Here is a 10,448-nt window from a genome sequence, read left to right as displayed (position 1 = left end):
CCGGTCCCACGTCCCGTCCGCGGTCCACTTCCGCAGCCGCTCGTGCGCGGTCTTCCACGGGCCATACCGTTCCGGCAGGTCACGCCAGGGCGCACCGGTGCGTTCCTTCCACAGGATCGCGTTGATCACCTGACGGTGGCTACGCCACCGCCCACCACGCTGCCCACCCTGGGCGGGCAGCAACGGCGCGATCCGCGCCCAGGCCTTGTCTGTCAGCTCACCACGTCCGACCACACACCATCATCTGCACACGATCATGAGAAAGATCCGCAGGACACGCCCTAGGCGGCTCTTGCCGACGCCCGCCTCGCCCTCCACCTGCACCAGCGCCGGTCTGCACCCCACGACGGCGGACCGCGCCCGGCCCAGTTCGGCGGCACGGCCCACCAGGACCGCGGGGGTGGACGACGGCGTGGCTGCTGGCATCTGGTTCCTCCGGGCGAACTCACCTGCACCCGTATAGAGGCCTCCGGGGCCGGATCGGGATGCGTGGGATGCAAATCCGTTCCGGCCCCGAGGGTTTCCCTAGGCGGAGCGGTAGTCGATCGTGTGCCGGTAGACCAGGTCGCGGGTCGCCGCCGACACGTCCAGCCCGGCGCCCGGCCGGCGGGTGAGGAACCACTCGCGGAAGGTGCTCGTGCGGTTGCCCGCCAGGCTCTCGAACGTCGGCACGGGACCGCCGTCGACCTTGCGCCACAACGTGATCAGCGCACCGGCGACCCTGGCCTCCACCTGGTCGCCGTTCTGCAGGTTGGTCGCCGACGGCGCCTGCGAGGAGTCGAACCAGCGGGTGTTCATCAGGTCGACCTCGGCGCCGTTGACGTAGACGTACTTGCCGTCTCCCATGACGTACCCGGCCACGGCGTTGGCGAAGCCCTCGGTCCACCCGCACTTCGAGCCGCTGACCCGGTTCGGGAAGTGCGGGCTCGGGCAGTCGGTGACGGGCCACCAGCCCTGGTGCAGCACGTCCATCAACCCGTGCGCCGCCTCGTGGACCACCAGGTGCTCGGAGTCGGGGTCGGCGGCGGCCAGTTCGACGTGCCGGTCCGGGATCGGGACGAAGTTCTCCCAGTGCGCGCCGACCGTGCTGTCCGCGTGCCACCAGATCGAGAGCTTGCGGCAGGCGCCGGTCTCGGCACTGGTCCAGCACCTGCTCGTGCCGTGCACGCCCCACAGCCGGGTGATCGTGTCGAACGCCCGCCAGCCGCGCATCTGGAAGTCGGCCGGCACGGTGACGCCGAAGTCGACCTCGGTGCCGGCCGCCACGGAGGTCCTGGCCGCGGTGTAGCTGCGGTAGGCGTCGGAGGTCGTGAACGGCCGCACCTGCCACAGGCCCGAGTCGGCGGTGAAACGCACCCACAGCTGCGACAACGCGGCGGAGGCCGGGAAACACAGCCGGTACGACCCGTCCTGCACACCGGTCAGGCCGGACGCGTAGGTCACGACCGGGGACCCTGCCGTGGCACGTCCCTCGACGGCGACACCGGCGTTGCGTACGGGCTTCCACGTGCCGCTCGGCGTCGCGTGGCTGTAGGTGCCCTTGGCGCACACCTGGTTCGCGGCGGCCTGGGTCGTCCGGACGCCGGTGCGGGACACCGCGGCGAGGCCGGTGCCGTCCGCACCGGTCGTGGACGAACCTGGCCGGGCGCCGACGGTGAGGGTCGCCGCGGCACGGGCGGGACGTGGCCGCGCGTCGGTGCGCACGGTGGCCTCGACCTGCGCGGGGCCGGCCTGCTGCGCGGTGACGGTGAAGCGCAGGGTGCGGGCGGTGGTCAGGTCGACGGTCTGCTCGGCGACCGAGCCGAGTCCGGACTCGCGGGGTGCGGGCAACCCGCCGCGGTCGGTCAGCCGCAGTCCGGCGGGCAGCCGCACGGCGAGCCGGGCCCGTTCGACAGGGGCCTTCGGACGGAGGTGCAGGGTCGCGGTCGCGGACTCGCCGACGGCGGGCAGCCGGTCGAGGGTGAGCTCGGTGTCCACACAGGACTCCGGCGCGGGCGGGCAGAGCGCCGCGGCGGTCGCGGGCGGCGGGCTGGCCAGTGCGGCCGCCGACGCGACCGCCACGGCGGCGATGACGTGGAAAATCATGCAGGGGAAGCCTTTCGGGGTGGGCACGGCGTTGTGCCGGTCGAAAGGATGAATCCCGAAATCCGCCGCGGCAATGGACCGGGAACGGCCGCGTCAATTGTGTGAAAAAGGGCCGCGCTGCGTGCGGGAATGAGGTCAATGCCGTGAAAAACCGGTCACCAGCGCCAGCGCGTGCCGACCACGCACGGCTTCAGGTCGTGCACGATCAGGGCACTGGTCCCGGACGGGCCCACATGCAGGGGTTCGGTGGTGTGCTCGGGTGCGTCCGGGCCGTCCTTGCGGAACGTGCGGACGTCGCCTGGCGGATCTCCTTCGAACCGCACGAGCTGTGCGTACTCACCCACAGGGCCGCGGAGGCGACGGGAGTAGAACTCGACCGGTGGGCCGGGCGGCGCGCACAGCGCGTACTCGACCATCGCGTGTTCGCCGGGTTTGAGCGGCCGGTCCAGCAGCAGCTCGGCCACCATCAGGCCGGAGGCGGCGTCGACGACCGTCCGGCCGACCCGGCAGAACTCGACGGCGGCCAGTTCCGGTGCGGTGCCCGGCTCGTCGGCCTGGTAGCGCACGAGGTGGCGGTGGACCAGTCCGGTGAGCCCGCGCAGCACCACCCTGGACCGGACGCCGCGTTCGGTGCGGTCGGCGCGCACCGTGAAGACGTCGTGCGCGGACATCAGCGCGCCACGGCCCTCGTCCGGGTCGTCGAACTCGGCGACCAGTGGCGCGATGTGCGGACTTTCGGGCCGGGTGACCCAGCGGCCGCGCGGGCGGGGCGCGCCCAGCAGCACCACCAGGGACGACGGGGACAGGCCCAGCACGTGTTCGAGCACCTGCACCGCGCGCAGCGACTCGGGTCCCTCGGGACGGCGGCGGGCGCGGCGCCAGTAGCTCAGGGTGGCGATGCCGACCTCGGCGCCCTGCTCGGCGAGGCGGTGCCGGACGCGGTCGAGCGTCAGCCCGCTGGCCGTGATGGCGGCGTCGAGCGCCTCGGCGAAGGACGCGGAGCGGTCGCGGCCGGCCTCCTGGGACATCGTCGTCCTCCCGTCGCCGCGAGCCGGGCCCGGCACGTGTCCGGGTATGGTCGGCGGCTTCGCGCGGGAGTTCAAGTGCCGAGGCGCAGAGCGGTGCCCGGCGAGTTCGGGGCTCGCCGGGCACCGGGCTCGGTGTTACGCCGCGCCGTTGAGGAACGCGGTGTACAGCAGGGCGTTCGGCGAGGTCGACCCGATGCCGCTCAACCGGTTCGTGGTCGCGTTGCGCACGAGGGCGTCCCGCACACGGGCGGACGTGGCCGACGGGTTCTGCGCCAGGTAGAGCGCCGCGGCACCGGCCACGTGCGGCGAGGCCATCGACGTGCCCGACATCGTCGCCGTGCCGGTGTTGTTGCTGTAGGAGGCCGACACGATGTCCGTGCCCGGCGCCCAGATGTCGAGGCACGAGCCGTAGTTGCTGTCGAAGCGGCGCCCGTCCTCCCAGGTCGCGTTGCCGACGGTGACCGCGGCGGAGACCTTCTGCGGGCTGTAGTAGCAGGAGTCGTCGTTGGAGTTGCCCGCCGCCTGCACCCACTGCACACCGCTGTCAACGACGGCCTTCACGGCGTTGTCGATGGCCGGGGTGCTGCACCGCTGGCGGCAGCCGATGCTGTAGTTGACCACCGCGGGCTTGACGGCGTTCTTCGCGATCCAGTCCGCCGCCTCGAGGATGTCGTCGTCATAGGCGTTGCCCTTGCAGTCGAGCACCCGCATCGGCACGATCGTCGCCTTCTTGGCCACGCCGTACCGGGTTCCGGCGGCGGTGCCGGCGACGTGCGTGCCGTGCCCGTTGCAGTCTTGGGGCACGCGGTCGTTGTCGACGTAGTCGTAGCCCGCCGCGATCCGTCCGGTGAACTCGGTGTGGTTCGCGTTGATGCCGCTGTCGACGACGTAGATCCGCACACCCTTGCCCGCGCTCGACGGGTAGTCGTACGTGCGGTTCAGCGGGAGGTCGCGCTGGTCGATCCGGTCGACGCCCCAGTTCGGCGTCGGCGACTGGCTGTCCATGGTGGACATGCGGTTGACCTGCTGGACGTAGGAGACCTTCGGATCCTTGGCGAGCCTCGCGGCCTGGGCCGCCGACATCGTCGCGGAGTACCCGTCGACCACCTTGTCGTAGGTCTTGCGCACGGTGCCGCCGTACCGCTTGGCCATGGCCGCGGCCGAATCCTGGACGTCGTCCTCGCCCTTGAAGACGACGATGTAGCGGTCGGCGACGGCGTCGGAGGAGGTCGCGTTCAGGATCGCGGGCCCCGCGGCCGGTTGGGCGGAGGCGGTGCCGGCGGACAGCGCCACCAGCCCGGCCGCGGCGGCCGCACAGACGGCCACCCTCATGATCTTGTTGCGCATCGAGGTGCACCTTTGCTTCGCAGGGAGTGCGGGTCGGGAACCGTGGCGGTGACCGCGTCCGTTCCGCCCGACGAACGTAAGAGCGCCCCTGACCAGCGGACAACACTCAAAGTCGGTGCCGCGGCGACCACCTACCGCACCACCTACCGCGAACACCGGGCGAACGACCGTTATCCGGTAGGTGACGCTCGGGGTCCCGGCGAATGTCTGTCCACATAGGACGAAAGGCGCGGGTGATCCGGCGGGACGGGTACGGTGGAATCGTGGGCGCCTCCGCAGGCCCGCACGCCGACAGCCACCGACGTTGCACGGGAGCGAACGCCTTCTCATGATCATCAGACCGGGACATCCGTGCTGGGTCGAGCTCGCCACGAACCGCACTGAGCGCAGCATTCGGTTCTACGAGGAGGTCTTCGGCTGGGAGTACCGCTGGATCCGCGACGACGCGGGGGAGGACTACGCGGTCGCCCTGCTCGACGGCGAGCCGGTGGCCGGGTTGCGCCCGCTGGAACGCCGGACCCTGGACTGGACGCCCTACCTGGCCGTCGGCGACCTGGCCGCGACGGGCGAGCGGGTTCACGAACTCGGCGGCACCGTGCTGGAGACCCGGCCGCAGGTCCTGCCGGGTCTGGTGGCCAAGGTGCTGGTCGACGACCCCGGCGGGTCGACCGGCGGCATCGCGCAGCCGGTCGACGGCTGGGGTTTCACGGCCGGTGTGCCCGGCGCGCTCGTGTGGCTGGAGTTCGTCACTCGCGGGCCGCGGCGCGCCGACCCGTTCTACGGCGCGCTCTTCGGCTACCAGCAGCGCCAGGTCGGGGACGGCAAGGCCGTCGACCACGTCGTGTACTCCACCGGCGGTGACACCGTGATCGGCCGCGTCCGGATGGCCCTGGACACCCCCGCCACCGTGCCGCCCAGGTGGATCGCGCACTTCGCCGTGCCGCCCGGCCTCGACTTCGCCGGGACGCTGCAGCGGGCCCGTGCCGCGGGCGCCCGGCTGCGCTTCCAGCCCTACCCCTCACCGCTGGGGCAGGTCGCGGTGCTGGCCGACCCGCTCGGCACGCGGTTCGCGATCATCGACCCGGACCAGGCCTCCGACTGGGACAGCGCGTCACCGGCCGACGACCCCTACGACGACTGAGCCCGGCACCGGGGCGCCGGTCAGCCGAGCCGGCGGTGCGCGCTGCCGAAGAACACCAGCGGGTCGTCCTCGTCGCGGTGACCGCTCCAGCACGGGCTGCCGAACACCAGCACGTGGTCGGCGACCTCGACGACCTGGCGCACCTCGCACACCGCCGCGGCCATCGCGGCGTCCAGCACCGGGATGCCGAGGCGCGGGCTCCAGGGCACGTCCGCGAACCTGTCGCCGCCCGGTGCCGCGAACCGGGCGGCGAGGAGGCGGTGCGCGAAGCCGAGCACGTTGACGCCGAACGACCCGTGCCGCCTGATCGCGGCGAGCGTGCCGCTGTGCCGTGCCAGCGAGACCATCAGCAGCGGCGGGCGCAGGGAGATCGAGGTGAACGCGTTCACCGTGCAGCCGACCGGGGCGTGGTCCGCGGTGCCGGTCACCACCGCGATCCCGGTGGGCCAGGCGCGCATGAAGGCCAGGAAGTCGGCGCCGGTCAGCGCGGCCTCAGCACGGGTGGTCATCGGTGGTCCACGAGCTCTGCCTCGCACCTCTCCCGCTGGTGCAGCAGCTCCGGCTCGTCGGCACCGGGCAGCACCAGTGCGCGGGAGTAGTCGTCGATGGCCTCGCGGAACCGGCCGGCCGCCTGCAGCACGAAACCCCGGTTGTACAGCAGGTCCGGGTTGGCGGTGTCGAGCTCGATGGCGATGGTGAGGTCCTCGACGGCGGCGTCCTGGTCGCCGAGGGTGTGCGCGAGGGCGGCGCGGCTGGCACGGGCGGCCACGAGGCCGGCGTCGAGGCGAAGCGCATGGTCGAACTCCCTGGCCGCGAGGTCGAGGTCGTCGGTCTCCATCGCGAGCAGGCCGCTCGCGTGCACCAGCCGGGCGTCCTCCGGGTGCACCCGCAGGCCCTCGTCGACGCAGGCGCGGGCGGTGTCGAACGCGCCGGTGTCGATCAGGAGGCTGACCAGGTTGATCCGCGCGTCCAGCTGGTCCGGTTCCAGTTCGACCACGTAGGACAGGTCGGCGATCGCGCCCTCCAGGTCACCGAGCTCGGCGCGCAGGTCGGCGCGGTTGTAGTGCAGCTCGACGAACGGAGCGGTGAGCGTCGTGGCCGTCGCGTAGTCGGACAGCGCCCGTTCCGGCTCGCCTAGCTTGCGCCAGACGTCGGCGCGGTCGAAGTAGTAGTCCGGGTAGTTGGGGTCGACCTCGATCACCGCGTGGAGGTCGGCGAGGGCCTCCTCGACGCGGCCCAGTGCCACGAGCACCTTGGCCCTGTTGTTCAGCAGCACCGAGCGGTGCAGCTGGTGCTTGTCGGGGTCCAGCTCCGCGTCGAGCCGCTTGACGCCCTCGTTGACGAGGTCGAGCGATCCGGGGAGGTTGCCGAGGTGCATCTCGACGAGGGCCTTGCCGTTGTTCTGGAACACCGTTTGGAACGTGCGCTGCTCGATGTCGGGCAACAGCGACGCGATGGCGACGGCGTTGTTGAGCAACACCTTGGCCTGGTGGTGGTCCTTGTGCTCCGGCGGGTGGTGGCGCGTGTAGAGCATCGCCATCGCGTAGGAGCAGAACAGGTGCACCATCGGAATTGTGTAGCGCTCCCGCAGCTCGTCGTAGTACGGCAGGCTTTCCAGGCTGCGGTCGAGGGAGGCGAGCGCGGTGGTCATCTTCGTGGTGAGCAGCCAGTGGCGTTCCTGCTCCGCGAACGGGTCCGTGATGGCCCTGCCGCGCGGCACGATGTCCAGCAGCGCGTGGTAGAAGCCCATGTCGAAGCAGTGGTTCGCCGCGTCGAGCATGGCGGTGCTGCCCGTCTGGGCCGGGTCGCTGCCGTGTTCGAGGTGGTACAGCAGTGCACCCAGCGCGAGGCTGCTGTCCCCACCGGTCAGCTCGGCAGCGCGGTCGTCGTGCAGCCGCGCGACGACGGCGGGGTCGGCGGAGGCGTACGCGGCGAGCTGCCGGGGGTCGTCGGAGACGCAGTCGGAACCGATGAACGCCCGCAGCGCTTCCTCGTCGCTGCCGGCGAAAGCCGCACGTGGCGGTGCGGCGGTCTGCCGCGCGTACTGGTGCAGTGAGGCGCTCAGTTCGTCGACGACGTTCTTGGTGCGGGTAGTGACCACGAACCGCAGCGGGCCGGAGCCGGCGCGCCGCAGCGCGATGGCGGCGAACTCCTGGTCGGTGTGGTCGGCCTCGTCGAGGTTCGTGAACGCCAGCGTCAACGGGTCGTGGCCGGCCAGGCCGGCGTACGACCGCAGGAACTCGAAGATGCCGTGGGCGAGCCGCCGCGTGCGGTTCGCCGGGTAGATCCTCGTGCGCTCACTGGGGATCGCGAGCGACGTGAGGGTCTGCGGCCCGGCGCCGATCAGGCCGGACAGCTCGGGCGCGGCGGACAGGATCTCCAGCGCGTGCCGGCTGACGAGGTCGGGCCACCGGGTGTGCGCGTCCGGCACCAGCCGGCGCAGCAGCGTGCCCACGCCGGTGTAGGGCCCCCGCAGCCGGCGGTGGCAGTCGACCTCCTCGTCACCGAAGGCCTCGGCCCGCGGACCGGTCCGCCACAGGTGCTCGCTCATGCTGCTTCCTTCCCCGAGACGCGGTCGCGGCGGGAGACCACGACCAGCAGGACGACCTGGACCACGATCAACAGCACGGACACGGCCGAGTCCAAGAACCCGGCGCCGCCCGGCGTGCCCTGTGCCAGCGCGGTCCACGTCCGGACCGCGAACCCCACGACCACCGGCACGACCGCGACGACGAGCGTCCCCAGCAGGAAGACGACGCCGGCGACGGTGACCAGGGCGAACCACGGCGCCACCCGCCGGTCGCGCGGCGACCAGTCCTCGTCGTCCGATGTGGACGGCCGGACACCCGGCAGCCAGGCGAACTTGCCGCGCAGGAAGGCCATCGTGGCCTCGTGCAGGTTCGTGCAGCCCAGCATCGTGGTGAAGACGAAGTAGAGATCGGTGCGCAGGAACACGTAGAACTGCCACGCGAGCCGCAGCACGATCATGTACGCGATGGCGAGACCCAGGCGCCCCACCAGGTCCGGCCCCGTCAGCGCGGCGACGAGCGTCAGCAGGCTGAACAGCAGCACGTCGGCCAGCATGCCCGCGAGGAACGGCAGGTACCGCTTGCGCCGCGGCACGCTGAGCAGACCGTCGAGCTCGGTCTGCACGACCAGGAAGTACAGCCGCCTGCCGATGCTGAGCTTCGACGGCAGGCCGAGCCTGCGCCCGGCGAGCACGTGGAAGCTCTCGTGCAGCAGGATCGCGGGCACCTGCGACAACGTCAGCACGACCTGCACCGCGACGAGCGACGAGGTGAAGAAGACGTGGTCCGCGTGCGGGCGCAGCGCGGGCGTGAACGCCAGCACGGCCAGCGCTGCCGCCACCAGTGCGGCATAGGCGACCCAGGCCAGTGGCGAGAACACGGCACGACCGAGCCGTTGGAAGCGGACTTCCTTGCGCTCCACCGGGCTTTCGCCGTCCTCGCGGATGAACCGGAGCTCGTGCAACGCCGCCACGAAGTCGTCCATGTCGATGGGCTCGCCGAACTGCGCCCGGTACCAGTCGGCCGCCTCCGGCACCGGCATGCCCTCGGACAACCGGAGCAGGAGCGCGACCCCGTCCTCGGGGAGCGTGGCGTAGGACTCGGCGTCGGGCCGGCCGACGGTGATCCCGTCGTGCTCCTCGACGAAGGTCAGCGGGTGGAACTCGAGGCGTTGCACGGACATCGACGACTCCGAGAGGTCGGTGGTGGATGGCCGCCCGCGTGCGTCGGGGCACGGGGGCGGCCATCCGCCCGGTTCATCAGCAACAAGGAGTGCAGTAGCCGGGCGCCGAAGTCGTGAGCTTGATGGAGCCGGTCTTCCGGATCGCGATCTTCTTCATGTGGTCCACCTCCGTTCCGCCGAGGCGTCGGCAGGACCCACCGTGTCAGCGGCGGGGGTGGCAGGGCAGTAGGGACGAGGCCCCGTAATCCGGGCGGGCGGCCGGACGGGGAACGGGGGCTCGCCCCCATAGCCGCCGCCGGGCCGGGTGCCGCACGGTGTGGGCATGCGAGACGACGCGCTTTCGATCATCGTGACCGGATCCAGCGCCGCGCTGGGGATGCCGGGGTACCTGACGTGGCTGCGGCAGGAGGTCGATCTCAGCCTGCGGGTCCTGCTGACGCACAGCGCCGAGCGGTTCCTGCGGCGCGAGGTCGCGGGCTGGTACGCGGACGAGGTGTGCGTCAGCGACGACCCGGACCTCAACCCCGTCGAGTTCGCCCGGCGGTCGCTGGGGATCGTCGTGCTGCCGGCCACCGCGAACGTGCTCGCGGGCTGCGCGCTCGGCCTCGGCGCGTCACCGGCCCAGACGGCGGTGCTGGCCGCCACCCGGCCCGCGTTGTTCTTCCCCGCCATGAACGAGGTCATGTGGGACAAGCCGGTGACGCGCCGGCACGTCGAGGCGCTGCGCGCGGACGGGCACACCGTGGTCGAACCGCAGCGGCGTCCCGTCTTCGAGCTGTGGCAGAAGGAGAACGTGCTCGGCATCGGCATGCCGGAGCCGGAGGAGGCGGTCGAGCTGATCGTCGCCTGGCTGGAGGTCCTCCTCGACGGCGTCGTCGAGGAGGACACCGGGGCCGAGGCCGTGCCGCTCACCGGTTGACCGTCCGGCCGGGCGCTCAGCCCGCGAGTCCGCTCACGTGGTCGACGGCGAACCTGTGCAGCGACCGGCGGTCGAGCTCACCGGTCTTGGCGAGCAGGCTCGCGACGTGCTTCTCGGCCGTGCGCGGCGAGATGTAGAGCCGCCGGGCGATCTCGGTGTTGCCGAGCTGTTCGGCGAGCAGCCGCAGCACCTCGTTCTCCCGCGCCGTGATGCCGAG

Annotated in this window: 11 protein-coding genes; 2 read left to right on the top strand and 9 right to left on the bottom strand. The window is 71.7% G+C overall.

Annotated features, from left to right (window positions below; genetic code table 11):
• The 5 genes from VF330_RS22015 to VF330_RS21995 form a co-directional block, all read right to left on the bottom strand.
• On the bottom strand, positions 1-234 hold a 234-nt coding region (locus tag VF330_RS22015; RefSeq protein ID WP_330853528.1), incomplete at its 3' end, for a transposase.
• Positions 235-240: 6 nt separating this feature from the next.
• A complete protein-coding gene (locus tag VF330_RS22010) occupies positions 241-426 on the bottom strand; it encodes a hypothetical protein (protein ID WP_330853527.1) in 186 nt (61 codons plus the stop codon).
• A gap of 99 nt (positions 427-525) precedes the next feature.
• Positions 526-2,085, bottom strand: a complete 1,560-nt coding sequence (locus VF330_RS22005) for a hypothetical protein (protein WP_330853526.1) — start codon at positions 2,083-2,085, stop codon at positions 526-528.
• A gap of 155 nt (positions 2,086-2,240) precedes the next feature.
• Positions 2,241-3,113, bottom strand: a complete 873-nt coding sequence (locus VF330_RS22000; RefSeq protein ID WP_330853525.1) for an XRE family transcriptional regulator — start codon at positions 3,111-3,113, stop codon at positions 2,241-2,243.
• A 135-nt stretch (positions 3,114-3,248) separates the two neighbouring features.
• Positions 3,249-4,460 carry a S8 family peptidase gene (locus VF330_RS21995; RefSeq protein WP_330853524.1) on the bottom strand — a complete coding sequence of 404 codons (1,212 nt, stop codon included), beginning with the start codon at positions 4,458-4,460 and terminating at the stop codon, positions 3,249-3,251.
• A 328-nt stretch (positions 4,461-4,788) separates the two neighbouring features.
• On the opposite strand from VF330_RS21995, the gene VF330_RS21990 reads away from it, so the two are divergent.
• Positions 4,789-5,601, top strand: coding sequence for a VOC family protein (locus tag VF330_RS21990; protein WP_330853523.1), 813 nt, complete (start codon positions 4,789-4,791; stop codon positions 5,599-5,601).
• A gap of 20 nt (positions 5,602-5,621) precedes the next feature.
• On the opposite strand, the gene VF330_RS21985 is transcribed toward VF330_RS21990, so the two are convergent.
• From VF330_RS21985 to VF330_RS21975, 3 genes are read right to left on the bottom strand one after another with little or no spacing between them, the layout of a single operon-like run.
• Positions 5,622-6,110 carry a flavin reductase family protein gene (locus VF330_RS21985; protein WP_330853522.1) on the bottom strand — a complete coding sequence of 163 codons (489 nt, stop codon included), beginning with the start codon at positions 6,108-6,110 and terminating at the stop codon, positions 5,622-5,624.
• Complete coding sequence (locus VF330_RS21980) at positions 6,107-8,152, bottom strand: tetratricopeptide repeat protein (protein WP_330853521.1); 2,046 nt, start codon at positions 8,150-8,152, stop codon at positions 6,107-6,109. The genes VF330_RS21985 and VF330_RS21980 overlap by 4 nt, the downstream gene beginning before the upstream one ends.
• Entirely contained in the window at positions 8,149-9,312 is a 1,164-nt protein-coding gene (locus VF330_RS21975) for a DUF3267 domain-containing protein (protein ID WP_330853520.1), read from the bottom strand. The genes VF330_RS21980 and VF330_RS21975 overlap by 4 nt, the downstream gene beginning before the upstream one ends.
• A 322-nt stretch (positions 9,313-9,634) precedes the next feature.
• Here VF330_RS21975 and VF330_RS21970 point away from each other — a divergent pair, with 322 nt between their 5' ends.
• Positions 9,635-10,231, top strand: coding sequence for a flavoprotein (locus VF330_RS21970; RefSeq protein WP_330853519.1), 597 nt, complete (start codon positions 9,635-9,637; stop codon positions 10,229-10,231).
• 16 nt (positions 10,232-10,247) lie between these two features.
• Here the strand turns inward: VF330_RS21970 and VF330_RS21965 are convergent.
• Positions 10,248-10,448 (bottom strand): helix-turn-helix transcriptional regulator (locus tag VF330_RS21965; RefSeq protein ID WP_330853518.1); only part of this gene is annotated, 201 nt, incomplete at its 5' end.

Source organism: Lentzea sp., assembly GCF_036380075.1.
In the GTDB taxonomy this organism is placed as follows: domain Bacteria; phylum Actinomycetota; class Actinomycetes; order Mycobacteriales; family Pseudonocardiaceae; genus Lentzea.
This window is presented reverse-complemented; position numbering and strand designations above follow the sequence as displayed.